Annotated in this window: 20 protein-coding genes; 7 read left to right on the top strand and 13 right to left on the bottom strand. The window is 70.5% G+C overall.

The genetic code is table 11. The annotated features are described in order from the left end of the window. Position 1 precedes the first annotated feature (1 nt). The 3 genes from ACOACQ_RS00715 to ACOACQ_RS00705 form a co-directional block, all read right to left on the bottom strand. Positions 2-1657: a UvrD-helicase domain-containing protein gene (locus ACOACQ_RS00715; protein ID WP_420287409.1), complete on the bottom strand. Its 1656-nt coding sequence runs from the start codon at positions 1655-1657 to the stop codon at positions 2-4. After that, on the bottom strand, positions 1654-3579 hold the full coding sequence (locus ACOACQ_RS00710; protein WP_420287408.1) for an ATP-dependent nuclease: 1926 nt from the start codon (positions 3577-3579) through the stop codon (positions 1654-1656). Before ACOACQ_RS00710 ends, ACOACQ_RS00715 begins: the two co-directional genes overlap by 4 nt. 180 nt (positions 3580-3759) lie before the next feature. After that, positions 3760-5163, bottom strand: coding sequence for a WS/DGAT/MGAT family O-acyltransferase (locus ACOACQ_RS00705; RefSeq protein WP_420287407.1), 1404 nt, complete (start codon positions 5161-5163; stop codon positions 3760-3762). A 136-nt stretch (positions 5164-5299) separates the two neighbouring features. On the opposite strand from ACOACQ_RS00705, the gene ACOACQ_RS00700 reads away from it, so the two are divergent. Together ACOACQ_RS00700 and ACOACQ_RS00695 are read left to right on the top strand one after the other, a co-directional pair. Further along, on the top strand, positions 5300-8239 hold the full coding sequence (locus tag ACOACQ_RS00700) for a PQQ-dependent sugar dehydrogenase (protein ID WP_420287406.1): 2940 nt from the start codon (positions 5300-5302) through the stop codon (positions 8237-8239). A 2-nt stretch (positions 8240-8241) separates the two neighbouring features. Continuing rightward, positions 8242-9615 (top strand): GDSL-type esterase/lipase family protein, encoded by a 1374-nt coding sequence (locus tag ACOACQ_RS00695; RefSeq protein WP_420287405.1) that lies wholly within the window; start codon positions 8242-8244, stop codon positions 9613-9615. On the opposite strand, the gene ACOACQ_RS00690 is transcribed toward ACOACQ_RS00695, so the two are convergent. Then, on the bottom strand, positions 9587-10882 hold the full coding sequence (locus tag ACOACQ_RS00690) for a class I adenylate-forming enzyme family protein (RefSeq protein ID WP_420287404.1): 1296 nt from the start codon (positions 10880-10882) through the stop codon (positions 9587-9589). The genes ACOACQ_RS00695 and ACOACQ_RS00690 overlap by 29 nt on opposite strands. A gap of 86 nt (positions 10883-10968) precedes the next feature. Between ACOACQ_RS00690 and ACOACQ_RS00685 the strand changes: the two genes are divergently transcribed. Together ACOACQ_RS00685 and coaE are read left to right on the top strand one after the other, a co-directional pair. Continuing rightward, complete coding sequence (locus tag ACOACQ_RS00685; protein ID WP_378600317.1) at positions 10969-11529, top strand: DUF937 domain-containing protein; 561 nt, start codon at positions 10969-10971, stop codon at positions 11527-11529. Positions 11530-11551: 22 nt separating this feature from the next. Continuing rightward, positions 11552-12124, top strand: a complete 573-nt coding sequence (gene coaE / locus ACOACQ_RS00680; protein ID WP_420287403.1) for a dephospho-CoA kinase — start codon at positions 11552-11554, stop codon at positions 12122-12124. Here the strand turns inward: coaE and ACOACQ_RS00675 are convergent. From ACOACQ_RS00675 to ACOACQ_RS00665, 3 genes are all read right to left on the bottom strand, one after another. Next, positions 12121-13080, bottom strand: coding sequence for a sigma-70 family RNA polymerase sigma factor (locus ACOACQ_RS00675; protein WP_378600322.1), 960 nt, complete (start codon positions 13078-13080; stop codon positions 12121-12123). The two genes, coaE and ACOACQ_RS00675, sit on opposite strands and share 4 nt — an antisense overlap. A 185-nt stretch (positions 13081-13265) precedes the next feature. Next, the gene (locus ACOACQ_RS00670; RefSeq protein WP_420287402.1) at positions 13266-15449 is read right to left on the bottom strand and encodes a S9 family peptidase; all 2184 of its coding nucleotides are present in this window, start codon (positions 15447-15449) and stop codon (positions 13266-13268) included. Between the two features lie 9 nt (positions 15450-15458). After that, positions 15459-16820: a DNA polymerase IV gene (locus ACOACQ_RS00665; protein WP_420287401.1), complete on the bottom strand. Its 1362-nt coding sequence runs from the start codon at positions 16818-16820 to the stop codon at positions 15459-15461. Positions 16821-16953: 133 nt separating this feature from the next. On the opposite strand from ACOACQ_RS00665, the gene ACOACQ_RS00660 reads away from it, so the two are divergent. Both ACOACQ_RS00660 and ACOACQ_RS00655 read left to right on the top strand, forming a co-directional pair. Next, positions 16954-17955, top strand: coding sequence for a DUF4192 domain-containing protein (locus ACOACQ_RS00660; RefSeq protein WP_420287400.1), 1002 nt, complete (start codon positions 16954-16956; stop codon positions 17953-17955). Next, a complete protein-coding gene (locus ACOACQ_RS00655) occupies positions 17948-19408 on the top strand; it encodes a glutamate--cysteine ligase (RefSeq protein WP_420287399.1) in 1461 nt (486 codons plus the stop codon). The genes ACOACQ_RS00660 and ACOACQ_RS00655 overlap by 8 nt, the downstream gene beginning before the upstream one ends. A gap of 2 nt (positions 19409-19410) precedes the next feature. Here the strand turns inward: ACOACQ_RS00655 and ACOACQ_RS00650 are convergent, their stop codons facing one another. Then, positions 19411-19851, bottom strand: coding sequence for a hypothetical protein (locus tag ACOACQ_RS00650; RefSeq protein WP_420287398.1), 441 nt, complete (start codon positions 19849-19851; stop codon positions 19411-19413). Positions 19852-19928: 77 nt separating this feature from the next. Here ACOACQ_RS00650 and ACOACQ_RS00645 point away from each other — a divergent pair, with 77 nt between their 5' ends. After that, positions 19929-20783, top strand: a complete 855-nt coding sequence (locus ACOACQ_RS00645) for a sulfurtransferase (protein WP_420287397.1) — start codon at positions 19929-19931, stop codon at positions 20781-20783. Here ACOACQ_RS00645 and ACOACQ_RS00640 read toward each other — a convergent pair. The 5 genes from ACOACQ_RS00640 to ACOACQ_RS00620 all read right to left on the bottom strand — a co-directional run bounded on the left by ACOACQ_RS00640 (position 20764) and on the right by ACOACQ_RS00620 (position 26963). After that, positions 20764-22809: an SDR family oxidoreductase gene (locus tag ACOACQ_RS00640; RefSeq protein WP_378600157.1), complete on the bottom strand. Its 2046-nt coding sequence runs from the start codon at positions 22807-22809 to the stop codon at positions 20764-20766. The genes ACOACQ_RS00645 and ACOACQ_RS00640 overlap by 20 nt on opposite strands. Before the next feature lie 40 nt (positions 22810-22849). After that, positions 22850-23848, bottom strand: a complete 999-nt coding sequence (gene sepH, locus ACOACQ_RS00635; RefSeq protein ID WP_420287396.1) for a septation protein SepH — start codon at positions 23846-23848, stop codon at positions 22850-22852. Between the two features lie 182 nt (positions 23849-24030). Continuing rightward, the gene (locus ACOACQ_RS00630) at positions 24031-24432 is read right to left on the bottom strand and encodes a YchJ family protein (RefSeq protein ID WP_420287395.1); all 402 of its coding nucleotides are present in this window, start codon (positions 24430-24432) and stop codon (positions 24031-24033) included. A gap of 16 nt (positions 24433-24448) precedes the next feature. Further along, positions 24449-25777, bottom strand: a complete 1329-nt coding sequence (locus ACOACQ_RS00625) for a D-arabinono-1,4-lactone oxidase (protein ID WP_420287394.1) — start codon at positions 25775-25777, stop codon at positions 24449-24451. Then, complete coding sequence (locus ACOACQ_RS00620; RefSeq protein ID WP_420287393.1) at positions 25737-26963, bottom strand: MFS transporter; 1227 nt, start codon at positions 26961-26963, stop codon at positions 25737-25739. Before ACOACQ_RS00620 ends, ACOACQ_RS00625 begins: the two co-directional genes overlap by 41 nt. Positions 26964-26993 lie beyond the last annotated feature (30 nt).

Raw genomic sequence — 26993 nt, 5'->3', positions numbered from 1 at the left:
CCTACTCGAATGCATAGCGCAGGAACTCCTGATTAGCGTGCCTGTTCACGTCCCACCGACCAGCAGCCGCCGGAGGGCGCGCTCGGGTTGCCGCAGTTGTGAGTATCAGTTCGTTCTTCGCCCTGGAGGCTGCGACGAAGAACTCAGCTCGGTTGGAGTCCACGTCTCCCCAGAAGAGTTCGTGCTCAACTCCGAGCACGATGACTTTCTCGAACTCAAGGCCCTTGCACTTGTGGATGGTGAGTACACGAACCGCATCTTCCTCGGACAGGCGCCTAAGTGCAGCGAGCGGATCGCCGTCCCTGGTCAGTTCGGTGCCGAAGGCCTCGACTGTTTGTGAGATGACGTCGTCGAGGCGAGGGCCACGCTGATAGTCAGGCGAGAGCGTCGCCAAAGCCGAGACAGACGTTAGTTCGACGAAGTCGGCAACGAGTACAGCCCATTTGTCGACGCTCGACCTTGCTGAGTTTCCTGCGCGTACGTCCCGTCGCCTGAGCATCAAGAAGCTGCTCAATGCCCGGGCGTTCCTAAGGGCGACTTCCTCCGTCGGACTCAGGGCCGCTGCGATCCGCATGAGGTGCGCGTAGGCCGATGAGCGGCCGACGTCAGCAAGAACACGAATCAAATCGAGAATCACGGCGGCGACGGGTTCCGCAGTCAGGTCTTGGCGTGCTTGCTCGTTGCGGCAAGAGACGTCACGCGCGTGAAGCTCTGTTATGAGTTCGTCACACACGAGGTGGGGCTGCTGTCGGACAAGTACGGCAATCTCGTGCGGCTGGACGCCTTCGCTGAGCCATCCGCCGATTCGGTCCGCGACAGCCTTGGCCTCTTCGGAGGCTGAGCCGAAGCTCAGCACTTCAATAGTCCCACCGGTGCCCTCGATGTCGTCGGCATCGATTGCGGCTGGCGGGTCCATTACGAGCACCATGCGATTCTGCATACGGCGGAGCACGGGAGCTGAACGAAAATTCTGATAGAGCGTGAGGGAGTTGGCGCTGAAGTCGCCGGCGAAGGTCTTCATGATGCCGTCGAGCGCCCCGGCGAACTTCATGATGCGTTGTTTGGTGTCGCCTACTGCGGTTAGCACCGCGCTGCTGTCTAGAAACGCTTCCTTCAGGAGTTCGTACTGCTTCGCCGTCGCGTCTTGGAACTCGTCGAGGAACACATGGGTGTAGGTCTGGTGGATGGCGTTGCGCGCGTGTGGGCTTATCCGGAGGATGTCGATGGCGAGCCGAACAAGGTCATCGAAGGTGATCTGCTCGTACTGGACCCGCTTAGTCGCGTGAAGGGTGTAGTCGGGATCGAGGGCGTCGGTGCCAGTGAGGAGGACGCGGTAGTTGTCGACGATCCGCTTGGCGAAGGCGTGAAAGGTGAAGCTGTCGAACCGCGCCGCCAGTTGGCCCCTGCAACGTCGACGTACACGCTCACGAATGTTGCGTGCCGCGTCGACTTTGAACGAGATCGCCAGGATTCGTCTCGGGTAGGGGCAGCTGCCCGTTGTGAGGAGGAAGTCCGCTCGTTGAGCTAACAACTCGGTCTTGCCTGCGCCGGGTCCGGCCGAGACCACGACGTCAGAGTCTTGCTCTCGTACGGCTAGGAGTGCGTTCGTCTCGAGGGTGATCCCGTCCGCCGGTTTCCAGCTCTCAGGGGAGATCATTCGGGCGTCGACTCAAGACGTTTGCTAACGGCGTCGATGAGCCGTGCAAGGGGACCGGGAAGAGCATCGAAGAGCAGCTCGTCCTGTCCGTCGAACGCTGCCATGGCAGCCAGGTGGCTCGCCGGCTTGCTCCCGAGCTTGAACTGCTTCTGGTACTCGCGAAACAGTTCGAGCTGCTCGACCGAATAGTGGTGCGTGTTGGCATGGCTCTTGCCGAGTACCGCAATCTTCGTCGAGTGACCCGGCGGGGCTGCGTCAGCAACCTTGTACGCATCGGGGTAGGCCTCCAGCATCATCAGGTCCAGGTCGAGGGGGTGGGAGAAGAACACCCCCTTGCGTTCTAGCCAGGCGACCCAGCCCTTGCCCTCCTCGTACTCGGGGAACGCCCGGTCGTCGTCCCACGCGGGCAGTCCATCGATCTTGTCCTGCGGAACGACCGCGGCGGTGTGCTGATTGAGCTGGAGGGCGGCGTAGCGAATCCTTCCCCAGCCGCCACCATTGCGCCCGCTGTCCAGGTCTAGCAACGTGACGTACGGAATCTCGAGGCGCTCGAGCAGTCGCCAGAAGTGGTGGACGTGGCGACCGCCGAGAGGAACCACGCTCACGGCCACGTCGTCATCCGCCATGCCCGTCGCAGCCAGTGCCCGAGGCAGGACAATCTGCTCGCTGTCGCCCTCGCCGAGGATGACGAGGCGAGCGAAGTACAACTCCGGGTACGCACGAACGGCCTCGCGGACGTATTTCGCGGCGTCGTTGGCATCGTCGGGCATCAGTACGGTCCGGACCTGAGTCGCGCGGTCGTTACCCAGACGAAGGAATCGGATGTCGTCCGGATCGACTCGGTGAAGGAGTGCGGGCGCGTGAGTCGCGACGAGCGCCTGGACGTCGTCGTCGGCGCAAACCGTCCGGAGCTGGCGAAGTATCCTGCCCAGGTGCTGAGGTGCCAGGCTGTTCTCGGGCTCTTCAAGCGCCAAGATCACGTGCACCGGTGGTCGCAACTTGTCGGGGTCGAACGAGGTCTCGGCGCCGCTGAGCACCTTCCGAGCTATGCCTCGCCAGGCCAGTACGAGCGTGATGTAGAGCAGGGACTTTTGACCATCGCTCAGCCGGTCGAAGTCAACGGTTCCGCCTCCGGGACCTGGCGCAAAAGTCATCGTCAACTGTCGGAGAACACCATCGAGTTCGCCACGGCCGAACGCGATCGTCGGGTCCTTGAAGAAGCTGCCCTTGTGAAGTGTCGCCCACGCGTTCTGTACCTCCGCTCCAATTCCAGCGACGGCAGAGTTAGCGACCATGGACGCAGAGAGTTCGTCCGCTAGGCGAACCATCTCGACCCGTTCGTCAGTCCAGTCGGCGGCGCGCAACATTCTTGCTAGCAGTGACGCGGCTGTGAAAGCGACGTGGTCGACCGGGTCGCGTCGCGCAGGAAGGTAGTGCACCTCGATCGCGGCCCGATCGTGCCGCGACATCTCCGAGAGTTGAGTTGGCTGGCCGCCTTCGTCGGTCTGCGTGACGTACTCGATCTTCTCGTCGATGTAGCCATCGATCTCGAGTGTGGCAGTGAGACGGACTCGGATACGCGGAACACCGCCTGTGGTCTCCAATGCCATGTGCGTGAAGAACGGCGGAATCGAGGGGTAGTCGCCCTTTTCGTCGGCGGTCTCCTCGAACTCAATGTCGGCTTCCAGCCACAACTCGTTGTCGACATCTTCGGGAGCGGTCCCGAATGGGATATGGAAGTCCGAGGGCTGAACCCGGCGCATCGACGGGACCGGGCTGAAGAGGCGAGCCAAGGCTTGCAGGACTGCGGTTTTTCCAGAACCGTTAGGACCGAGCACGAACGTGAGTCTGCTTAGTTCAATGTCCGTTGGCGTCGGTCCGAACGACTGGAAGTTCTTTAGACGCATGTGACATAGCTTCATTGCTCGTCCTAGTTTCCGTTAGCTGAAAGCTGGTGCGCTCGCTCGGTGGCGGCGTTGCTTGACGTTAGTAGGCGAGTCCGTCGCTTCGGCAGCATTCTGGGCAATGCGAGGCGCCCAATCTGGGCGGAATGCCGCGCTCGATCCTGCGGCGAAGGTTGCCACGTTGCCCTCCGTCGGGGGCTACCCAGCCGAGGATTCGGCGCTGATCCCCAGCGCCACCTCAAGCTCTTCCAGCGCCTCGCCGGAGTAGACCGCGATCCGCTGCAGGTGGGGGAGGTTGTCGCGGCAGCCGGTGTAGCCGATGTTGAACTGGCCGGCGTAGCTGATGGCGGTGATGTTCAGGGCCTGGCCGTGGAAGAGGAGGCTGAGGGGGTAGTACTCCTCGAGGCGGGAGCCGTCGACGTACCGCGGCTCGGCGGGGCCGGGGACGTTCGAGAGGACCAGGTTGGACGCGGGTCGGCCGCGGCCGCCGAGGTGGGTGATGGCCTGGCCGAGGAACGGCGCCATCAGGCCGGCGGTGTAGGCGTCCATAGCCGCGCCGGAGACCTCCGGGAGGCGTTCCTTGCCGAGCTGCGTGGACGCCTTGATCCGGGCGATCCGCTCGAGCGGGTCCGCCACGTCGGTGCCGAGCTGTGTGTAGAGGAAGGTGATGGCGTTGCCGACGGAGGCGCCTTCGCCGGTGCGGACCGAGACGGGGACGTTGGCGATCAGGCTCTTGGCGGGCAGGGCGTCGACGTCCTGCAGGTAGCGGCGGATCGCACCACCGCAGATCGCGAGGAAGACGTCGTTGAGGCTGCCGCCGGCCGCTGTACCGACTGCACGGAGGCGGTCGATCGGGTACTGCTGCGTCGCGAACCGGCGCGGCGTGCTGATCTTGCCGTTGAAAATCGACTTCGGTGCGCGGTAGGGAGCGGCCCGCAGCTCGTCCTTGGTGCCGAAGAACGACTCGCTGTAGGTGCGGGTCAGGGAGCTCGCGACGGCGGCTGCGTTCCTGACGACCTTGCGGCTCGGCTTCACCGGTGTCTTCGAGCGCGGGACGGCCGGTACGCCCGACTGGTCCGGGCCGCGGACGCCGATCGCCCACGGCGGCAGCATGTCGCGCTGGTCGCCGTCGACCGAGAACGTACGACGCAGCAGGCGGACGCCGCCGACACCGTCGATCTGGCTGTGGTGCACCTTCATGTACATCGACCAGCGGTCGCCCTCGAGGCCCTCGATGACGTGGCACTCCCAGAGCGGGTAGCGGCGATCCATCCGCGCCGAGTGCAGGCGCGAGACGAGGATGCCGAGCTCACGCTCGCCGCCGGGAGCGGGGAGCGCGGAGTGCCGGAAGTGGTAGTCGATGTCGATCGCGTCGTCGGGCAGCGGCTCCCAGCGCGGGATCGCCGATCCGTGCAGGACGTAGTTGAAGGGCGGCTGGAACTCGCGATGGGCTCGCCACCGGTCGACCAGGTCGGAGAGGTACGACGGTCCGGCGTCCTCCGGCTTCGAGAACGTCGCCAGCATGCCCACCTGCATCGGGGTCGCCACGGTCTCCATGCGGAGCCAGCCCGAGTCGTTCAGGCTGATCGCTTGCCTCTTCATCGGGTCAAACTAGCCCACCGGATCCGGGCGCGACGTGGTCTTGTCCGGACGCCGGTCGGGCGAGATACCCGGGACCTTGGTCCCGGGTGGTCCTCGTTCACCTGAACAAGGGGTGCCGGCGCCACAGACTGGGCCCATGGTGCGTGGGGTCCTCGGGATGTTGCTCGTCCTGGCGACCGCGCTGACGGGTTCGCTGACGCTGGCCATTCCGGCCGCAGACGCTGCGGCGCGCCCCACCCTGAGCGTGTCGCCCGTACCGCCGATGGTCGGTGAGGCCGTCACCGCGCGCACCCGGTTCGCAACGCGGGTCGCGCGTCCCGTGCGGCTCCAGAGGCAGTCCGGGACGCGCTGGATCACGGTCACCCGCGGTCTCAGCACCCGGCGCGGCGACGTGTCCCTCGCGTACCGCGCCACCGGCACCCGCACCGTGCTGCGCGTGCTGGCACCCGCCACCCGCATCCACGGTCGGCGCTACGCGACACGCGTCTCCCGGACGGCCGTCGTACACGGGACGCCGCAGGCGGTCGGTGTCCTGTTCGGGCGGGACGCAGCCGGCCGGGTCGACGCGCGCGTCACCGTCTCGCACGCCCGCTCCGGGCGCGTGGTCGAGGTGCAGGCGCAGGGGAACGACGGGACGTGGAAGACCGTCGCCACCCGACGACTCGGTACGACGCGCGTCCTGCAGGTCGAGGACGCGACGACGGCGTCCGCGGTGGCCGGCCAGCGGTTGCGGGTCCGCGCCGCGGCCCACCGCGGTGCCGCCGCAACGGTGTCCACGACGCTCGTCCCTCCCACGGTCGGCGTACCCGTCGTCGCCGACGGTGATCCGGCACAGCTCACGGTGACCACCACGGGTGCGGTGCGATCGGTGCGCTTCTACCTCGACGGCAAGCTGATCGGCGAGGACACCACGGCTCCCTGGGGACTCACGGCTGAGCCCGCCGCCGGCACGCACGACGTCGTCGCCCGGGCGATCGGCCCGGTGGAGAGCGTGATCAGCCCGGTGACGGCGTTCGAGCGGGCGACCTCCCCGCTCGGGGTGGACTCGGGCATCGCCGAGAACTTCGCGCTCGACACGATCCAGGGCGGCTTCGAGCTGCCGACCAGTGCGGGCAGCACGCCCGACGGCCTGGTCTTCGTCGCCGAGAAGGGCGGACGCGTCCTGGTCGTCGAGCCCACGGGCGACGACGGATGGTCGCTTCCGCGCGAGGTGCTCGACCTGCAGGCCGACGTGCTCGACCAGGGCGACGCCGGGATGACCGGCCTGGCCGTGGACCCCGACTTCGCCGCCAACGGCTACGTCTACGTCAGCTACGTGATGGACGACGGCGGCGACAACCGGCATGCCCAGCAGGTCCTCCGGTTCACCTGGGACGGCACCGACCTGCAACCGGACTCGCGCCACGTGGTGCTCGGATCGGTCACCGGGCCGCAGTGCTACGACGACGACAACGTCGGTACGGCGGACTGCGTGCCCATGGTCGGCGAGGCGCACACGATCGGCGACCTCGGCTTCGACGACCAGGGCCGGTTGCTGGTCGGCATCGGCGACGGTGCGCTGTACCTCACCGGGAACGGACTGGCGGGGCGCCTGCTGACCCTGCGCGCGCAGGACCCGGAGGTGCTGGCCGGCAAGGTGCTGCGCATCGACCCGGTCACCGGGCACGGCGTGCCCGACAACCCGTTGTACGTCGGCGACGGCTCGAGCAACGCATCGCGGGTCCTCGCGTTGGGACTGCGCAACCCCTTCCGCTTCACCGTCCACGGCGACCAGCTCGTGATCGGCGACGTGGGGGAGATGACGTGGGAGGAGGTCAACGTCCTCGACGTCGAGGAGTCGGCCGGGGTGGCCAACTTCGGGTGGCCCTGCCGTGAGGGCGACGGAGCGACCGACCTCGGTGACGTCTCCACCCTCGACAGCCCGTGGAGCAGCTGCGGCGCGGTGCGCGGTGAGGGTGGGTCCCGCCTGCCGTCGTACTCCTATCAGCACCACGGGAACGGCGGCTCGATCAGCGGCGGCGTCTTCCTCGACTCGACCGCCTACCCCGCCTCGATGCGCGGGCGCTACGTCTTCGGCGACTACGCCCAGGCCTTCATCCGTACCGCCGACGTCGACCACCACGGGGAGTTCAGCGGTGTGGCCGGCTTCGCCGACGCCACGGCTGCGGAAGGGCCGGTCAAGTTCTTCACCGGGCCGGACGGCCTGGTGTGGTCGGTGTCGATCACCACCGGCTCGCTGCGCCGGATCCGCTGGACGGGCGAGGCACTGGCCGACCGGTGTCCCGTGGGCACCTTCCGGCGGACCTTCCACGACCTCGACGGTCCTGACTCACCCTTTGACGAGGTGTACGAGGGAGACCCGGCCTACGCGTGGCTGTTCCCGTACGCCGGCGTCCAGGTGCCGTCCACCCCGATGGCCGAGGCGACGTGCGAGCCCGCGGTCCAGCTGCCCGAGACGCCCGGGACCCGGTTCGCCACCTCCTGGCGCGGACGCGTCGACCTCGCGGCGGGCACCTGGCGGTTCCAGGTCGACGGCACCGAATGGGTCCGGTTGTGGGTCGACAACGAACCCGTGCATGACTTCTACGCCAATGCCTTCTGGGGCGACGCGCGGACCCACGACATCGTGCTCCCGGCGGGCCAGCACGTGGTGCAGGTCGAGCACCTCCACGGGGACGAGGACGTTGCCGCAGCCGATGTCACCTGGACGCGGGTCGGCGGACCGCCGAACGTGACGCTGACGGCTCCGGCCAACGGGTTCGTGCCCGCCGACGGAGCGGTGCCGTGGAGCGTCGAGGTCAGCGACCCCGACGGCGACGATCCGGTCGACCTCGCAGCGACGGTCGTGCTTGCCGTCGACTCCCTGCACTACACGGGTGCGACCTTCCACGCGCACCCGTCGAGCCGGATCACCGGCCAGACGTCCGGGACGCTGGACGTGGATGACGTCCACGCACCCGGCTCGGTCGTCATCCGGCTGCGCGCGACCGTCACCGACGCCAGCGGTGCCCGGACCACGAGCGCGCCCGTCTACGTCTGCCTGCCCGGCACCACTGCCGGTCCGTGCGCGGGGTGAGGATGCGTACGAACCGTCGTCGCCAGTTCCTGGGTGCGGTCTGCGGACTGCTGGCCATGACAGCCGGTCTGGCCCTGCCGGGCACGGCGCACGGTGCCCATGAGGAACCCGGCCTGCCCGGCGACGTCGTCCGCGTGCTGATCCTCGGCGACTCGGTCACCCAGGGTTCCTCGGGCGACTGGACCTGGCGCTACCGCTTGTGGCGCCATCTCCAGGACGCGGGTCTCGCGGTCGACTTCGTCGGCCCTCGCGACGACCTGTGGAACCTGCGCCCGAGTGGTCCCGGTGCGACGTCGTACGCCGACCCGGCCTTCGACCGCGACCACGCTGCGCGTTGGGGGATGTGGAGCGGATTCCCGGACACACCGATCGCCACCCTGGTCGCCGATCACCAACCCGACGTGGTGGTGACCATGCTGGGCGTCAACGACCTCCTGTACGGCCGCGACCCCGAGGCGGTCGCCGCGGACACCGCCACGCTCGTCCGCGCGGCGCGCGAGGTGGACCCCGATCTCGCATTCGTCGTCGCGGAGGCGACCCAACGCTGGTTCACGGGTGTGGAGACGCTCAACGAGGCGCTGCCCCCGGTCGTGGCCGGCCTGACGAGCCCGGCATCGCCCGTGGTCGTCGCCACGACGTCGGAGGGGTACGACGAGGAGCAGGACACCTGGGACGGCTCCCACCCCAACGCCCGCGGCGAGGTGAAGATCGCGGCGGCGATCGCGGACGCCCTGCACGGCCTCGGGTTCGGGCCTGCCGCGGCACGGCCACTGGCCATGCCGCCGGTCGGTCCGAGGGTCGGTGCCTCGCTGGCGTCGACGGCCCGCAATGGCGAGGGAACGCTGACCTGGCAGGGAGCCGCGGGAGCCACGACCCAGCTGTTGTGGGGCCGCGACAGCACGCTGGGCGAGCCCTGGCGCATCCTCGCCCACGACCTGCCTCCCGACGGATCGCGCGTCATCGCCCCACTCGTGAACGGCCACCGGTACCAGTACCGGTTGCAGCCGGTGAAGGGCGACGACCTGCCCGAGGGCGAGGTCTTCTCGCCCGTGGTCGACGTCGTCCCCGTCGCTCCACCGCTCCCGCCCCCACCGGCACCCGTTGCCCTGACGGCGCCGACCGAGGTGCGTGCAGCCGCCGGCCGACGCTGTGCGCGGCTGGCCTGGGGGCCCGTGAGGGGTGCGACGTCGTACTTGATCCAGCGTCGTGCCGACGGTCGCTGGACCCGGGGAGTCCGGACCGCCGGTGTGCGGGTGACGTTGCGTCGACTGCCGGTCCAGCGCTCGTGGCGGTTCCGGGTCCGCGCCGTTCGTGGATCGACGGTCGGCCCTCCGGCCGCCATCACGGTCAGGCGTCGCGCGACGGGTCGCTGCTGACCGGGGAATGCGCCGCGACGAGCTCGGTGCGGCGCACCTTGCCCGTCAGCGTGCGGGGGAGCGCATCGAGGAGGGCGTACTCCTTGGGCCGCTTCGGCGGCGCCAGGTGCTCGCGCGCGTAGCGGTCGAGGTCGTCGGCCGTGGCCGTTCCGACGACGGCCGCACAGACCCGCTGGCCCCAGGTCGGGTCGTCGACGCCGTACACCGCGATGTCGGCGACACCCGGGCAGGTGCCGAGGACCTGCTCGACCTCGGTGGGATAGACGTTCACGCCGCCGCTGATGACCAGGTCCTCGCGCCGGCCGTCGAGGAAGAGGTACCCGTCCTCGTCGAGGCGCCCCAGGTCGCCGACCGTGAAGGCCGGTCCCTCTGGGGTGGTGCGCCACGCCGCCGCCGTCTTCTCCGGTGCGCCGAAGTAGGTGAAGCGCGCGAAGTCCGGCACCGTGCACCAGATCGTGCCGTCGTCGTCGAGGCTCAGCGACCGCCCGGGCCGCGCCCGCCCGACCGTCCCCGGACGCTCGAGCCACTCCTCGCTGCGGCAGGCCGTGAACTGGCCCTCGGTCGATCCGTAGAACTCCCACGTCGAGCCCTCGGGAAAGGCCGCGATGAGACGGCGCTTGAGGTCCGTGGGGCACGGGGCGCCGGCGTGGGCGACGAGGCGGAAGGACGACAGGTCGGGGATGCCGTGGGTGTCCCAGTGCTCGATGAGGCGCTGCAGGTGGGTCGGTACGCAGAACATCGTGGTCGGGCGATCCCGCTTGATCGTTGCCGTCACCTCGGCCGGGTCGAACGGCCCCGGGATGACGATGCGGCCGCCCGCCAGCAGCGTTCCCATCGCGAACCGCAACGGTGCCGAGTGGTACAGCGGGCTGAGCACGAGGTTCACGTCGTCGGGCGCGAACCCCCACAGGTCGCGTTCGTCGGCCAGCAACGCCCTCGCATCCTCAGGCGCCAGGACCCCCGAGAACACGCCCTTCGGGACCCCCGTCGTCCCGCTCGTGCAGTGCATCGGCCGGCCCAGCGGCAACCCGGCCTCCGGCAGTACGTCGACCAGGTCGGCCAGGTCCGCAGCCGACCGCACGATCCGGGTCGGTGTGAGCCCGGCGAGGATCCGCTCCTGCTCGCTGTCGGTGAGCCGCGGGTCCAGGGGGATCGGGAAGACACCGGCGGTCAGAAACCGCAGCACCGCGTCGACGTACTCCAGCGAACCGGGGAGGAGCAGGGCCACGCGGTCACCGGGGACCAGGGGAACAGGAGACGCGTTCATCGGGCAGCATCCTCGCAGGGGACTGCCCGTGATCGATCAGGCTAGGGTCGTGCCACCGTCAGTGAAGCCGTCGCGAAAGGCATGCCGTGTCCGATGTAGATGACCTGCTGAGCAGGCTCCCGTTCGAGCAGATCGCCGCACAGCTCGGCATCTCGCCGGACCAGGCTCGTGCCGCCTCGGCCCAGGCGCTCCCCGCCCTCTTCGGCGGGCTCGCCGCCAACGTCGAGGACGAAGGCGCTGCGGCGTCGCTCGGCGAAGCGCTCGGCCAGCACTCGCCGCTGTCGGACTCGGTCGACCTCGACCAGGTCGACGCGGCCGACGGCGAGAAGATCGTCGGCCACGTGTTCGGCGACAACGCCGACGCTGTCGTCAACCAGCTCGCCGGTGCCTCCACGGCCGCCGGGCTCGACTCGGACCTGACGAAGAAGCTGCTCTCGATCCTCGCCCCGCTCGTGCTGTCGTACCTCGCCGGCAAGGTGGCCGGCAAGCGCGGCGCCGCCGCGGGCGGCATCGGCGCCACGATCCTGCAGGAGATCCTCAAGGGCGCCCTGTCCGGCTCGGGCGCCAACAAGAAGGCCTCGGGCGGCGGCATCGGCGACATCCTCGGCGACGTGCTCGGTGGCCTGCTCGGCGGCGGCCGTCGTTGAGGGTCGGCCAGTGAGGGTTGGATTGACAGGGGGTATCGCCTCCGGCAAGAGCACCGTCTCGGCGATCCTGCGTGAGCTCGGCGCGGTCGTCATCGACGCCGACCAGCTCGCGCGCGAAGTGGTGGCCCGGGGGACCCCCGGGCTGGCCGCCGTCGTCGAGGCGTTCGGCCCCGAGCTGCTCACCGAGGACGGCGACCTGGACCGCCCGAAGATGGGCGCCCTGGTCTTCGGCGACGAGGAGCAGCGGCGCCGCCTCGAGGCGATCGTGCATCCGCTGGTCTTCCAGCGGTACGCCGAGCTCGAGGCCTCCGCGCCCGCGGACGGCATCGTGGTCCACGACATCCCGCTGCTCGTCGAGTCAGGTCGCGCGGCGGAGTTCGACGCGGTGATCGTCGTCGACGCACCCGCCGAGGTCCAGATCGAGCGGATGGTGCGCGACCGCGGCTGGACCGAGGAGGAGGCCCGTGCGCGGATCGCCGCCCAGGCCACCCGGGAGCAGCGCCGCGCCGTCGCGACCTACCTGATCGACAACACCGGAACGCACGAAGCCCTCCGTACGCGGATCACGGAGGTCTTCGCGGAGCTTCAGGGCTAGGCAGCCAAGTCCGGGTCGCCGAGGCGACGCAGCTTCTGCAGCGCCTCCCGCTCGAGCTGGCGCACCCGCTCGGCGGAGATGCCGTGCTTCACGCCGATGTCGGCCAGCTTGTGCTGGCGGCCGTCGACCAGGCCGTAGCGCGAGCGGATGATGTCGGCCGCGCGCTCGTCGAGCTGGTCGACGAGCGTGTTGAGCCGGTCGCGGGCCTCGGTGTCGAGCACCGTCAGGTCCGGGCCGGGGGTGGTCTCCTGGGCCATCAGGTCGCCGAGCGACGTGTCGCCGTCCTCGTCGATCGGGGTGTCGAGGCTGACGTGCTCGCGGCCCCACGCCATCAGGTCGAGGACCCGGTCGACGGGCAGGCCGAGCTCGGCAGCGATCTCGGTGGGGTCGGGATCGCGGCCGAGCTGGCGCTCGAGCGTCCGGCGGGCGCCACCGACCTGGTTGAGCTCCTCGACCACGTGGACGGGCAGCCGGACCACGCGGGCCTGCTGGGCGATGCCGCGCGTGATGGCCTGGCGCACCCACCACGTCGCGTAGGTGGAGAACTTGTAGCCCTTGGCGTAGTCGAACTTCTCGACCGCGCGGATCAGGCCGGTGTTGCCCTCCTGGATCAGGTCGAGCATCGGCATCTGCGCGCGGCCGTACTTGCGCGCGATGGAGACGACCAGACGGAGGTTGGCGTTGATGAACTCCGTGACGGCCTTCTGGCCCTCCTCGGCGATCCATTCCAGCTCGGCCTGGTTGGCCAGCTTCGGGGCGCCGCCCTTGCGGCGGCCGACCCGGCCCTGGGCAAGGAGGCTCTCGGCGTAGAGGCCGGCCTCGATCGCCTTGGCGAGCTCGACCTCACGGGCGGCGTCGAGCAGGGGAGTGCGGGCGATCTCGTCCAGGTACAGCCCAACGCTGTCCCTACCCTCGATCTCACGCCCGGTGTTGCGCCTCGCGGTTGCGGTGGCCATCGCGGTTCTCCTTCGCTGAGCAGACCGGGTGAGGTCCGCACGTTTGTCCCAACACGTCCCGTGTGTCCGTGATTCCCCATGAGGAGTCCCGGACGGTGTTGTTACCCGGAATGACGTGCGGGACCCGTCAGAAGTTGCGAAGGATCTGGAATCTCAGGTACTTCTCAGTCTCGCGACTGAATACCTCAGGAAAGTGGCTCCTGACCGGCCAGGCCGAGCCGGTCCAGGATCCAGGCGAGGCTGAACGCCCGGTCCTCCCAGGCGCGGTAGCGCCCGGAGACGCCGCCGTGGCCGGCCGCCATCTCGGTGCGCAGCAGGACGTCGGCCTGCGGCGCCCGTTCGCGCAGTCGCGCCACCCACTTGGCCGGCTCCACGTAGAGCACCCGGGTGTCGTTGAGGGAGGTCTCGGCGAGGATCGGCGGGTACGGGAGGTCGGCGACGTTCTCGTACGGCGCGTACCCGGCGATCCGCGCGTAGGCGACCGGGTCGTCGGACGGGTTGCCCCATTCGTCGTACTCCGGGACGGTCAGGGGGAGTGCGGCGTCGAGCATCGTGGTCAGGGTGTCGACGAACGGCACCCCGGCGACGAAGCCGCCGAACGCCTGGGGCGCCTGGTTCGCCACGGCGCCGATGAGCAGGCCGCCGGCGCTCGCGCCCTCGGCCACGATCCGCTCGGGCGTGGTCCAGCCGCTCTCGACGAGGTGGCGCGCGCAGGCGATGAAGTCGTCGAAGGTGTGCTGCTTGTGCTCGAGCTTCCCGTCGTCGTACCAGTGGCGGCCCATCTCGCCACCGCCGCGGATGTGGGCGATCGCGAAGGCGGCACCCCGGTCCAGCAGGGAGAGCCGCCCGACGGCGAAGTACGGGTCGATGGAGGCTTCGTAGGCGCCGTAGCCGTAGAGGAGGACCGGGACGGGAGCGGTGCCGTCGGGGCCGCGCACGCCGCGACGGACCACCAGCGAGATCGGCACCTGGACGCCGTCGACCGAGGTCGCCCAGAGCCGGTGCTCCTCGTAGTCGTCGGCGTCGTAGCCGCCGAGGACGGGAGCCTGCTTGCGCAGCACCAGCTCGCCGGTGCGCAGGTCGTGGTCGTAGACGGCGGACGGGCGGCTGAGGCTGGTCATCCCGACCCGGATGGTCGGCTGCTCGAAGGCCGGGTTGTTGCCCGCGCCGACGGTCGCCAGCTCGCCCGGGAACTCGACGAACCGGTCCGCGGTGATCGGCGCGGACGCGTCCGGGCCGAGGTCGAGCACGCGCACCTGGGTGCTGCCCTCGCTGCGCTGCTGGACGACGAGGTGGTCGGCGAACGCGTCGACGTCCTCGAGCCGGACCGCGGGGTCGTGGGCGAGAAGGGGCCGCCAGTCCGCCAGGGCCGTGGGTACGGCGGGCGCGACCGCGAGCTCGAACTCGGGTCCGCTCGCGTTGTGCAGCACCAGGAAGTGGTCCTGGCCGCCGATGACCGCGTGCTCGAGCGAGTACTCGACACCGTCGGTGCGGGGCGCGAAGCAGACCGGCTGCGCCGCCGGGTCCGCCGCGTCGAGGACGTGGAACTCCGAGGTGGTCTTGGAGCTGGCGGCGATCATCACGTAGCGGCGGCTGCGGGTGCGGCCCACGCCCACGAAGTAGCGGCCGTCCGGCTCGTGGAAGACGAGCTCGTCGTCGGCCTGGGCGGTGCCGAGGCGGTGGCGCCAGACCTTGTCGGGACGCCAGGTGTCGTCGACGGTCGTGTAGTAGAAGTGGTCGGCCGAGCCGCCCCAGGTCACGCCGCCGAGCACGTCGGTGAGGACGTCGTCGAGCAGGTCCCGGGTGGTCAGGTCCAGCACCCGCACGGTGTAACGCTCGTCGCCGACCACGTCGGTGGCGTAGGCCAGCAGGTTGTCGTCGGGGCTGACCGAGGAGCCGCCGAGCGAGAAGAACTCGTGGCCCTCGGCGAGCGCATCGAGGTCGAGCAGCACCTCTTCGCCGGGCAGGGCCGGCTGGTCCGGGTCCGCGTCGGCCGCAGGCTGCGGCGGAGTCCAGTCGTCCGGGTCGGTCACGGGCACGCGGCAGCTGGCGCCGTACTGCCGGCCCTCGAAGGAACGGCCGTAGTACCAGTGGCCACGCACCCGCGTGGGCACGGACAGGTCGGTCTCCAGGGTGCGGGCCTTGATCTCCTCGAAGATCCGTCCGCGCAGGTCGGCGAGGTGGGCGGTCCGGGCCTGCGTGTAGGCGTTCTCGGCCTCGAGGTGGGCGATCACGGCCGGGTCGTCCTTGGCCCGCAGCCATTCGTACTCATCGGTGCGCGGGTGCCCGTGCAGCGTGGTGGTGACCGGACGCTGGTCGGCACGCGGCGGAGTGGGCTGCTGGGACTGCTCGGACTGCTCGACGGACATGCAGGAACGCTACTGGCCCTCTGGTGGCTCCGGAGCGGGTGGGCGCCATCGGGAGAGCTCGGGGTCGTCGACCCGGAACGAGCGGACCGGGCCCGGGGGCGTGTCGGCGGTCTCGAAGCGCACCGTCACGACGCCCTTCCCCGAACCCCAGACCCAGCCGCGCCCGTCACTGGTGTGCACGACGTCCATGCCGGGCGCCCAGTGCACGTCGGGCGGGTGGCTGCCGGCCTGGTCGGGCTCCGGAGCCGTCTCGGGGCCCGGCCCGGCAGCCGGCTCGTCGGCGTCCGACGCGTCCGACTCCTCGGCGAACAGGTCCTCCTGGACCCAGTCGGCGAGCCCGGAGACGCCCACGCCGAGCAACCGGACGCCGCCGGACGTGTCGAGGTCGGCCAGCAGGGAGCGCGCGAGCCGGGCGATGGTGGCGGTCTCCTCCGTCGGCGCCGGGAGGGTCGAGGACCGGCTGAGGGTCGTGAAGTCGTAGAGCCGCACCTTGAGCGACACGGTCCGCCCCGACAGGCCACTTGCCCGCATCCGGCGCGCGACCTCCCCGGCCTGCCGGACGACGATGGACTCCATCAGCCGCCGGTCGGTCAGGTCGTGCTCGTAGGTGCTCTCGACGCTGACCGACTTCGTCTCCCGGTCGGGTACGACGGCGCGGTCGTCCTGCGCGCGGGCCAGTTGGTGCAGCGAGGCGCCCTGGGCCTTGCCGACGATGCTGACAAGCTCCTCCAGGCTGATCGCCGCGAGCTCGGCAACGGTGTGCACGCCGATGCGCCGCAGCCGCTCGACGGTGGCCGGCCCGACGCCGGGGATGACCGAGACCCGCATCGGATGGAGCAGTGCGATCTCGGTGCCCGGGGTGATCACGGTCAGGCCGTCGGGCTTGCGCAGCTCGCTGGCGACCTTGGCGAGGAACTTCGACGAGGCGACGCCGACCGAGGCGGTGAGCCCGCCGGTGACCTCGTGGACGCGCTGGCGCAGGTCCTCGGCGAACGCCGTCACGGTCGGCACCTCGAGATCGGGCAGGTGGGCTCGTTCGAGGTCGACGAAGGCCTCGTCGAGGGACAACGGCTCGACCAGGGGCGAGCACGAGCGCAGCACGGTCATCACCGCGGTGCTGGCCGCGCGGTAGGCGTCGAAGCGACCGGAGAGGAAGGCGGCCTGGGGACAGCGTGCGCGAGCCTCTCGGGTCGACATGGCCGACCGGACGCCGTACGCCCGGGCCTCGTAGGAGGCGGTCGACACCACGCCTCGCCCGCCGACCCCGCCGACGATCACCGGTTTCCCGCGCAGGGACGGCTTGTCGCGCTGCTCGACGGCCGCGAAGAAGGCATCGAGGTCCAGATGGAGGACCGAGGCCTGGGCACGCACGCGCGTCACGTTAGTCGTCACCGGGGACGTTCCTGTCCTCGAACTGTCCACAGGGGCGTTTCCGGAAACCGTGGGTGCACAGCGTGCTGGCGGCCACGGGCCCGCGGTCGGGGCCCACCGGGACGGTTCCGGCATGACAACGACACCTGCCGCCCTGACCATCCGCAGCCCCGAGGACCTGTTGGCCATCGCCCCCGTCGTCCTGGGCTTCTGGCCCGAGGAGTCCGTCGTGATGATGACCTTCGGTGCCGACCGGCCCTTCCACGCGCGCATCGACCTGCCTCCCCTCGAGGTCCAGACCCTCGACGTCCAGCGCGCGCTCGACGAGATGCTGCTGGGCCCCGCGCGTCGCCAACACGCACAGCACGTGGTGCTGCTCTACTTCGCCGCCGATCGCGCGGCCGCTCGTGCGGCACACCGCGTCCTGCGGCGCGGGTGTCGACGGTCGGGGATCGTGGTTGCGTCTGCGCTCTTCGCCGACGGTGAGCGGTACGCCGACCTCGACGGCCCCGGACGGAACTCGCCCGGGACGCCGTACGACGTCTCGGCCCACCCGTTCGTCGTCGAGGCCCTCGTCAGCGGGCGCCTCAGCCACCGCAGCAGGGGCGATCTCGTCGCGTCCCTGGAGCCCGACCCGCAGGCGACGGCACGGGTCCAGCAGGCCCTGGTGTCCGGCGGCTTCGCTGACGAGGACATGCCGAACGACGGGCGATCCATCCGGCGCGAGGGCAGGTGGGTCGAGCGACGCGTCGCCGAGCTCCTGGCCGCCGGGGCCGGGCCGTCCGACGACGAGGCGGCGCGCCTGCTGTGGGTGATGCAGGCGTCCCGGGTCCGCGACGCCGCGTGGTCGCTGATCACGCGCCGCAACGCGGAGGCCCACGTGCGGTTCTGGTCCGACCTGGTGCGCCGCGCCCCGGGGCCGCTCGTTCCGGCCCCCGCCGCGCTGCTGGCGTGGGCCGCCTGGCAGGCCGGTGACGGCGCGAAGGCATGGGTGGCGCTGGACAGGTGCCAGGAGGTCGAGCCCGTCTACGCGATGGCGGCATACCTCGGCTCGCTGCTGCAACAGGCCGTGCCGCCCGAGTTCTGGGAGGGAGGATTCGACTGGGCGCTGGGTCTAGGGTCGGTGCATGGGTGACGCCGTCGTTGCACAGGAGTTCACACCAGCTGACCGGACCCGCTACCGGGAGAAGGTCCGGCGCTGTCTCGACGTGTTCGAGCGGATGCTGCGCGAGTCGGCGTTCGACACCGACGATCCGTGGACCGGCCTGGAGGTCGAGCTCAACCTGATCGATGACGCCGGTGACCCGGCGTTGCGCAACGCCGAGGTGCTCGACGCCATTGCGGATCCCGACTTCCAGACCGAGCTCGGCCAGTTCAACATCGAGCTCAACATGCCGCCCGGCCCGCTGGCCGGTGGGGGACTGGAGTCCTACGAGTCCCAGCTGCGCGCGAGCCTCAACGCGGCCGAGGAGAAGGCCGCACCGCTGGGCGCGCACCTGGTGATGATCGGCATCCTGCCGACGCTGCGCGCCGAGCACCTGCAGGCCGAGGCCATCAGCGCCAACCCCCGCTACCAGCTGCTCAGCGAGCAGGTGCTGCGCGCCCGCGGCGAGGACATCAGCATCGACATCAAGGGCGTCGAGCGACTGGCCACCACGGTGGACACGATCGTCCCGGAGGCCGCGTGCACCAGCACCCAGCTCCACGTCCAGGTCAGCCCCGAACGGTTCGCGTCGTACTGGAACGCCTCACAGGCGATCGCAGGCATCCAGCTCGCCGTGGGGGCCAACGCGCCGTACCTCCTCGGCAAGCACCTGTGGTCCGAGACCCGGATCCCGCTGTTCGAGCAGGCCACCGACACCCGCAGCGAGGAGCTCAAGGTGCAGGGCGTGCGGCCCCGCGTCTGGTTCGGGGAGCGATGGATCACCTCGGTCTTTGACCTCTTCGAGGAGAACGTCCGCTACTTCCCGGCGCTGCTGCCCGTCATCGACGAGGAGGACCCCCTGACGGTGCTGGAGGCCGGCGGCACGCCCAACCTGTCGGAGCTGCGGCTGCACAACGGCACGATCTACCGCTGGAACCGGCCCGTCTACGACATCAGCGGCGGCCTCCCGCACCTGCGCGTCGAGAACCGGATCCTCGCCGCCGGACCGACGGTCGTCGACACCGTGGCCAACGCCGCGTTCTACTTCGGGCTGGTTCGGGCGCTCGCGGAGAACGAGCGCCCGTTGTGGTCGCAGATGTCGTTCAGCGCAGCCGAGGAGAACTTCCACACCGCGGCCCGGCACGGCATCGACGCCGAGGTCTACTGGCCGGGCCTGGGCCGGGTGCGCGCGACCGAGCTCGTCGTACGACGCCTGCTGCCACTGGCGCACGACGGGCTCGCCGCCTGGGGAGTCGGCTCCGAGGAGGCGCACAAGTACCTCGACATCATCGAGCAGCGCTGCCTCGCGACGACCAACGGCGCGGACTGGTTCGTGCGCCAGGTCCAGCAGCGCGAGAGCGACGACCGTCCCGATGCGCTGCGGGCGGTGCTCGGCGACTACCGCGCCCGGATGCACGACAACCAGCCGGTGCACACCTGGTGAAGCTAGCCCGCCGGCTCGGCCGCCCGTAGCCGCGACCATGCCCGCCCGGCGCCGGAACGGGGATCGCGCCAGGAACGCCGGGTGACCACCACCAGGTCGAGCCGTACGCCGAGCTCACCCGAGGCGGCGCCGACCGCGGCCGCCCACGCCAGGTCCTCGGTGTCCGGCCCGGACTCGGTCCGCGTCAGCCAGGTCAGCGGTACGACCTCGCGCTCCAGGCTGGCGCGCGCCATTGCCTCCAGCACCTCGACGCGCAGCGCCAGGTCGAGGTCGTCGTCGGACCCGATCTCGAACGAGCGGACCTCGCCGCCGGGCACCCCGACGTGCAGCACGGGCGGGTGGACGCGGCGCCGCTCGGTGCGCGCGTGGCTGATCACCGCTCCCCGCAACACCCGTTGCAGCAGGAGCGGCAGCGGCTCCTGGAGTCCTGTGCCGGTCGACATGGGGATCAGCGTGCACGATCGCATCGCTGCGCGGGTCCGTCCTCCACAGGTCGCCGCGGGCCTCGTAGATTGCGGACATGGCCGACCCCCTGATCGATGTTGCCGCCCTCGCCGAGCTGGTCGGGCACGGCGGGCCGGTGACGGTCCTCGACGTGCGCTACCGGATGGGCGGGCCGCCGGGGCTGGCGGAGTTCGTCGCGGGCCACGTCCCCGGGGCGTCGTACGTCGACCTCGACACCGACCTCGCGTCCCCGCCGGGAGTGCGCGGACGCCACCCGCTGCCGGAGACGGCAGTCTTCGAGGCGGCCATGCGCCGGGCCGGGGTGAGCAACACCCGCCCCGTTGTCGTGTACGACGACTGGTCGGCCCACGCCGCGGCGCGCTGCTGGTGGCTGCTGCGCCACCACGGCCACACCGACGTACGGGTGCTGGACGGTGGCTGGGCGGCCTGGACCGCGGCCGGCCTCCCGGTCGAGACCGGCAGCGAGACCGGCAGCCAGACCGGCAGCCAGACCGGCGCAACTGCCGGCGACTTCACCGCCCGGCCCGGCAGCACACGGGCCGTGAGCGCCGAGACCGTCCGCGACACCGCCGTCCTGATCGACGCCCGTGCGCCCGAGCGGTACCGCGGCGAGGTCGAGCCGATCGACCCCGTCGCGGGCCACATCCCGGGCGCGGTCAACGTCCCGACCGCGCGCAACCTCGCGACCGACGGCCGGTTCCTGCCGGCCGACGAGCTGCAGTCGATCTACGCGGAGGTCGGCGCCACGCCGGGTGCCGAGGTCGCCGTCTACTGCGGCTCCGGGGTCACCGCGGCCCACGACGTCCTCGCGCTGGAGGTCGCCGGTGTGGCCGCGGCGCTCTACCCCGGCAGCTGGAGCGAGTGGGTGGCCGATCCCGGCCGACCCGTGGCTACCAGTGCACGCCCCTGAACAGCTGGGCGAGCAGCATCTGCTCCGTCTCCCGGCGGTTCGACTCCGGAGCCTCCTCGGCTGCCGCAGCGGCCGGTGAGGTGGTCTCCTTGCCCTTCGCCGCAGCGGAGTCCGGGAACACCTGGTAGGCCAGGTTGAGCACCTTGAACGCGGTCTTGGGTGCCAGCGTGTGGGCCAGTGCACCGGCCGTGCCGAACGACGTGTTGATCTCGTGCGGCTTCTCGACCATCGCCCGGATCACGATGTCGGCGGCCTGGGACGGCGAGATGGTGGGGAACTTGTCGTACATCTTGGTCGGCGCGATCATCGGCGTCCGCACCAGCGGCATGTGCACGTTGGTGAAGGTGATGCCGTGGCCGACGACCTCGGAGGACACGACGTTGCTCCAGGCGTCGAGCGCTGCCTTGGAGGCGACGTAGGCCGAGAACCGCGGCGGGTTGGTCTGCACGCCGATCGAGGAGATGTTGACGATGTGGCCGGACCGCTGCGTGTGCAGCTGCGGCATCAGGCCGATCAGCAGCCGGATCGCGCCGAAGTAGTTCAGCTGCATCGTGCGCTCGAAGTCGTGGAAGCGGTCCTGCGACAGCTTCAGCGACCGCCGGATCGACCGGCCGGCGTTGTTGATGACGAAGTCGACGCTGGGCAGGTCGCGCACCAGCTGCTCGCACAACCGGTCGATGGCCTCGAGGTCGGACAGGTCGCAGGGGAACACGTGGGCCTGGCCGCCGCGGACCTCGATCGCGGACTTGATGTCCTCGAGCTTCTCCTTGCCGCGGGCGACCAGCACCGGGATGCCGCCGGCCTGGGCGACCTTGAACGCCACGACCTTGCCGATGCCCGAGGAGGCACCCGTGATGACGACGTACTTGTCCTTGAGCGCTGCGATGGCCTTCGTGTCGCGCGCGAGGGTGTCGTCGAGGTTCTCCTCCCAGTGCGCCCACAGCGCCCGGGCGTAGGTCTCGAGCGGCGGCACGCTGATGCCGGATCCGGCGAGCGCCTTCTCGGTGATCCGCGAGTCGAACACCGACGGGAACGACGTGTGGGCCAGGGCCTCGGCGGGCAGCCCGAGGCGACCGATGGTCTGGTCCAGTGCCATCTGGCCGGGAGCCGAGCGGACCACGGCCTTGATCATGTTGCTCGGGCGCAGCTGGCGGGGGATCAGCCCGAGGGGACCCGCGCTCGTGACGCTGCGGTCGATCGGCGTCGCGAACCGGGGCGCACCGGCCGCCGTACAGAAGGCGTTGATCATCTCGGCCACCGGCTGGGGCTCGGGGTAGACCAGGTGGAACGCCTCGCCGTCGCGGTCGGGGAGGTGGGCGAGGTGGTCCATCGCCTTGGCGACGTAGTCGACGGGCACGATGTTGGTGTCACCGAGGTCGACGCCGACCAGCGGCAGCCACGCCGGCAGGTTGTCGCGCAGCCGCTTGATCAGCGGGAACAGGTAGTACGGGCCGTCGATCTTGTCCATCGCGCCGGTCTCGGAATGGCCGACCACGATCGCGGGTCGGTAGATCCGCCACGGGATCTTCGCCTCGTCGCGGACCAGCTTCTCGGAGGCGTACTTCGTCCGGTGGTACGGCGACGGGAACGGCTGGCCCTCCTCGAACATCGTCTCGTCGAACCGACCGTGGTAGTCGCCGGCCGCGGCGACCGAGGACACCTGGTGGAAGCAGCCGGCCTCCAGCTTCTCGGCCAGGCCGAGCGCGTGACGGGTGCCGTCGATGTTCATGGCGTCGTTCGTCGCGTCGTCGGCAGTGATGTCGTAGATCGCCGCGAGGTGGAAGAAGTGCTTGATCGAGCCGACGTGCTCGCTGATCCACTCCGGATCGACGCCGAGGTCGGGCTTGCTCAGGTCACCGAGCACCGGGCGGACCCGGGTGGAACCCGACTGGCGGACCAACGCCTCCATCTTCTTGAGGGAGGACGGGCGGACGAGTACGTAGATCGGCCCCTCGCGACGGTCGAGCAGGTCAGCGACGAGGTGGCGACCGATGAAACCGGTCGCGCCGGTGACGAAATAAGCCATGGGCGCAGGCTACTCCTGAGTAGCCGTCCGCAACCACGGACTACGCCTGATCGGAACCACCGAACATGATCTCGTCCCAGCTCGGCACCGATGCACGGCCGCGCTTCTTCTGCACGGCCCGGCGGTGGCGGGCAGCCTCGGCCTCACGCTCGGCCTCGGTGGGACCGGAGTCGGCCACCAGCGGCTGGTCGGCCGTCGCCCGGATCGGCTCGTCGTACTCGACGGCGGCAGCGGGGACGTCGACCTCGGGCCCAGCGGGTTCGGTGGCCTCGCGGGCGACCAGGTCGAGGGCGTCGTCGCCGAGCGGCAGGGTGGCGCCCAGGTCGCCGCCGAGGGGGAGCTCCTCGGCCGGCACCGAGGTGAGCCGGCGCTCGCGCACCTGGCGCAGCTCGTCGCGCGCTGCGGGCACGGCGGGGGCCTCGAGGACCTCGCCGATGAGCCAGCGGGCGTCGTCGTTGTCGGTGAGGACGTAGTTGCCGGGCGCGTCGTAGGTGAAGCGGGCGGTGCCGTTGCGCTCCCCGGACGTGTAGGTGCCGGTGAGTACCCAGCGTCCGGTCTCACGGCGGTACGCGTCCCACGTGACGCCGGTCGGGTCGGCACCGATGGCGCGCAGCTGCGCGGCCACGGCGTCGCCGAGGACCCGGCTCTGCGTGTGGGCCGTCGTCTCGCCCGGAGTACGACGGATCGACGCCTTCTGCGCACGCTCGGCCACGTGCTCGCGCTCGGCGAGGACCGGCGCGATGTAGGGCATGATCGCGTCGACCGTGGTCCCGGCCGCCTGGGCGACGGTCTCCGCGGACTCGCCTGCGCGGATGCGGATCTGGATCTCGCGGGGACGGATGCTGCTGCTCATCTTGATCTCCAACTGGCCGAGACGGGTGGTCTCACCGCGCACCGCAGCGCGGAGGTCGGGCGTGATGTCGAGGGTGAACTCGGCGCCCTGGTCGTCCACCAGCAGCAGGCGCTGACGGTCGGGACTGATGCCGGCGAGATCAAGTCGGGACGAGCCGTTGCCGGCCTGGTCCGCCTTGTCCGCCATCGTGTCCTCGGTTGTCTGCCTGGGGGAGTCCTGCCTGGTGCCGGGGTGGTGCTCCGGTTCGGACGAGCCTACGCCCGGGGAACCCCCGGATCGGGTTGCGGCCCCGGCGTGTGGCGACGTGTCGACATTTTGCCGGGGCAGTTGCCCGCCGAATCAGCGGTCACGACCAGCTCACGACCCGCTCACGACCAGAAGGCCCGGCCGCGGACGTACTGCCAGCCCTCGTTGTCGCGCCGGAACCGGCTGGTCTCGTGCAGGTCGCCCGGCACGCCGTCACGGAGGTAGCCGGCCCGGAACTCGACCACGCCGCGTCGATCCGTCGGCCCGCCGGCGTCGGTCGCGAGGACCTCGAGCCCGGTCCAGCGCAGTGCGTCGTCGAGCTCGAGCGACGCGGGACGGGTGGCCGGGTGCCAGGTCGCCAGCAGGTACCCGACGCAGTCGGCGTCGCCGACCACGAACGCGGAGTACCGCGAGCGCATCAGTTCCTCGGCGGTCGCCGGCGACGCGGTGCCCCGGTGGAACGGGCGGCAGCAGGCGTCGTACCCCTTGCCGGAAGAGCAGGGACAGGCCTTCGTCGTACTCACGCCTGACCAATTCCGGTCAGGCGCCGAGGACGCGGTCGAGGTACGGGTTGGTGAACACCCGGTCCGGGTCGAGTCGTTCGCGCAGCGCGAGGAAGTCACCGAAGCGGGGGTAGAGCGGCGCGAGGTCGTCCGCGTCCAGGGAGTGCAGCTTGCCCCAGTGCGGCCGGCCGCCGTGGTCGCGCATGACCGACTCCATGAGCGTGAAGTAGGCCTCGTGGTCGGCCCGGTGGTGGGTGTGGAAGGCCAGGTAGAACGAGTCGCGTCCGTACGACGTCGACAGGGGTACGTCGTCCGCCGGCGCCACCCGGATCTCGACCGGGAACGACACCGAGAGCCCGGACCGCTCGAAGGCGGCCCGGCACTCGCTCAATGCGACCAGGCCGGCCTCGCGGGGCACGGCGTACTCCATCTCGCGGAAGACCACTCGCCGCTCGGTCGTGAACACCCGGTGCGCGAGGTCCGAGTAGGTCCGCGCCCCGATCATCCGCGCCGCGAACCTGTTGGCGGCGGGGATGGCTCGCGGTGCCCGGTTGAGCGCGGCGGTCTGGGCTCCGAAGACGGTGTTGGCGAGCAGGTCGTCGTCGACCCACGACCGCCAGCGGGGCAGCGGTTCGGCGACCGAGAGGTCGGTGCCGCTGCGGGTGTAGCTCTTGGTGAGCAACCGGTCCGCGTGCGGGAACCAGTACATGTCGACGTGGTCGCTCGCCGCCGTCAGGTCGTCGAAGCCTGCCATGCCCTCCTCCCACGACATCGGCTTCTCCTCGGCGCGGAGCACGAAGAGCGGCTCCACCGCGAAGGTGATGGCGGTCAGCACGCCGAGCGCACCGAGGCCCACCCGCGCCAGGTCGAGCACGTCCGCATTCTCCGAGGCCGAGGCCCGCAGGATCTCGCCCGTGCCCGTCACGAGCTCCAGTCCGACCACCTGGGCGGCCAGGCCCGAGGCCCGCCCTCCCGTGCCGTGCGTGCCGGTCGAGATCGCCCCCGCCAGGGTCTGCTCGGCGATGTCGCCCATGTTGTGCAGGCTCAGCCCGAGGCGTTCCAGCTCGGCGTTGAACACCTTGAGCTGGGTGCCGGCGAGTGCGGTGACGGTCATGGCGACGCGATCGACCTCGAGGATGCCGCGCATCCGGTCGGGCAGGAGCTGGACGTGCGCGGGCTTCGCGATCGCCGTGAAGCTGTGCCCGGTGCCGGCAGCCTTGACGGTCCGGCCGGCCGTGCGCGCCTCGACGACGGCGGCGCGGACCTCCTCGGCATCGCCGGGTGTGATCACCTGCAGCCCGGAGGCCGACTCGAGGCCGGACCAGTTATGCCAGGTGCTCGGAGGGGTCCGGTGACGCGTCTTCATGGGACGGCACCGTAGCCGGAACCCGGGTGGCCAGGGCGCCGAGCAGGGCGAGCGCGCCGCCGACGCCGCAGACGAGGTACGCCGGCGAGGCGCCCTCGGCGTCGATGAGCACCCCCGCGATCGCAGCTCCGGGAGCCAGTCCCGCGGCGAGCCCGGTGCCGATGATGGCCATGCCCTCGGTGAGCCGGGCAGGCGGCAGCACCTGCTCGGCGAGCGACATGGTGGCGATCAGCGTCGGCGAGATCGCGAAGCCGCCGACGAGCAGCACGACGCCCATCACTGGGATGGACGGCACCAGCGGCAGGGGAGCCATGGCCAGGAGCATGCCGAAGGCGCCCACGCGCAACCGAACGAGCGGTCCGTGTCGCCAGACGATGGCCCCGGACACGACCCCGGCCACGAGGCTGCCGAAGGCCCAGATCGCCAGCAGGAAACCGGCGGCGGACTTCCGGCCGTTCTCGTCGGCGAAGGCGACGGTGACGACCTCGGCCGCTCCGAACAGGATGCCGAGGGCGGCGGCGACGACCGTGAGTGGCGCGATCGCGGCCCACGGGATCGGCGGACGGACGCCGCCAGCGGCCGCCGGCGGGTGCGCGGGCGGCTCGGTGCCCCGCTGCGCGGAGAACGCGTACGTCCCGAGCACACCGGTGACCAGTGCGGCGCCGAGCCCGGCGAGGGGGTGCACCCCGGTCGCCAGCATGGTGACCGCGATCGGACCCACGAGGAACACCGTCTCGTCGGCCACCGCCTCGAAGGAGAATGCGGTGTGCAGCCGGGCGGGCTGGTCCGCGAGGGTGTGGGACCAGCGGGCCCGGACGCAGGTGCCGACCGACGGAAGGGCGGCGCCCGCGACGGCGGCGCAGGCGTAGGTGGTCCAGACCGGCCAGTCCCAGCGCAGCGAGCCCATCGCCAGGACCAGGCCCACGCCCCACACGGTGATGACCGCGGGCAGGACCCGGCTCTGTCCGACCCGGTCGAGCAGGCGGCCCTGCGGGATCGCGAACAGGGCGTTGGCGATCAGCGCCACGGCGGAGACCGAGCCGGCGAAGCCGTAGGACCCGGTCTCGTGCTCGGCGAGCAGGACGATGCCGAGACCGACCATGGAGATCGGCAGTCGGGCGATCAGGCCGGTGAGGCTGAACAGCGCCGTGGAGGGCGTGAAGATCTGACGGTAGGACTCGAGCATCGCCCCTTCATCCTGCTCCCTACGATGGGG

This window comes from Nocardioides sp. CPCC 206347 (assembly GCF_048654605.1).
GTDB lineage: Bacteria > Actinomycetota > Actinomycetes > Propionibacteriales > Nocardioidaceae > Nocardioides.
This window is presented reverse-complemented; position numbering and strand designations above follow the sequence as displayed.

What these genes read in the sequence shown, in the direction of transcription:
- ACOACQ_RS00715 (WP_420287409.1), bottom strand. Translation starts at nt 1,657, where the DNA reads ATGATCTCCCCTGAGAGCTGGAAACCGGCGGACGGGATCACCCTCGAG.
- ACOACQ_RS00710 (WP_420287408.1), bottom strand. Translation starts at nt 3,579, where the DNA reads ATGAAGCTATGTCACATGCGTCTAAAGAACTTCCAGTCGTTCGGACCG.
- ACOACQ_RS00705 (WP_420287407.1), bottom strand. Translation starts at nt 5,163, where the DNA reads ATGAAGAGGCAAGCGATCAGCCTGAACGACTCGGGCTGGCTCCGCATG.
- ACOACQ_RS00700 (WP_420287406.1), top strand. Translation starts at nt 5,300, where the DNA reads ATGGTGCGTGGGGTCCTCGGGATGTTGCTCGTCCTGGCGACCGCGCTG.
- ACOACQ_RS00695 (WP_420287405.1), top strand. Translation starts at nt 8,242, where the DNA reads ATGCGTACGAACCGTCGTCGCCAGTTCCTGGGTGCGGTCTGCGGACTG.
- ACOACQ_RS00690 (WP_420287404.1), bottom strand. Translation starts at nt 10,882, where the DNA reads ATGAACGCGTCTCCTGTTCCCCTGGTCCCCGGTGACCGCGTGGCCCTG.
- ACOACQ_RS00675 (WP_378600322.1), bottom strand. Translation starts at nt 13,080, where the DNA reads ATGGCCACCGCAACCGCGAGGCGCAACACCGGGCGTGAGATCGAGGGT.
- ACOACQ_RS00670 (WP_420287402.1), bottom strand. Translation starts at nt 15,449, where the DNA reads ATGTCCGTCGAGCAGTCCGAGCAGTCCCAGCAGCCCACTCCGCCGCGT.
- ACOACQ_RS00660 (WP_420287400.1), top strand. Translation starts at nt 16,954, where the DNA reads ATGACAACGACACCTGCCGCCCTGACCATCCGCAGCCCCGAGGACCTG.
- ACOACQ_RS00655 (WP_420287399.1), top strand. Translation starts at nt 17,948, where the DNA reads ATGGGTGACGCCGTCGTTGCACAGGAGTTCACACCAGCTGACCGGACC.
- ACOACQ_RS00650 (WP_420287398.1), bottom strand. Translation starts at nt 19,851, where the DNA reads ATGTCGACCGGCACAGGACTCCAGGAGCCGCTGCCGCTCCTGCTGCAA.
- ACOACQ_RS00645 (WP_420287397.1), top strand. Translation starts at nt 19,929, where the DNA reads ATGGCCGACCCCCTGATCGATGTTGCCGCCCTCGCCGAGCTGGTCGGG.
- ACOACQ_RS00640 (WP_378600157.1), bottom strand. Translation starts at nt 22,809, where the DNA reads ATGGCTTATTTCGTCACCGGCGCGACCGGTTTCATCGGTCGCCACCTC.
- sepH (WP_420287396.1), bottom strand. Translation starts at nt 23,848, where the DNA reads ATGGCGGACAAGGCGGACCAGGCCGGCAACGGCTCGTCCCGACTTGAT.
- ACOACQ_RS00625 (WP_420287394.1), bottom strand. Translation starts at nt 25,777, where the DNA reads ATGAAGACGCGTCACCGGACCCCTCCGAGCACCTGGCATAACTGGTCC.
- ACOACQ_RS00620 (WP_420287393.1), bottom strand. Translation starts at nt 26,963, where the DNA reads ATGCTCGAGTCCTACCGTCAGATCTTCACGCCCTCCACGGCGCTGTTC.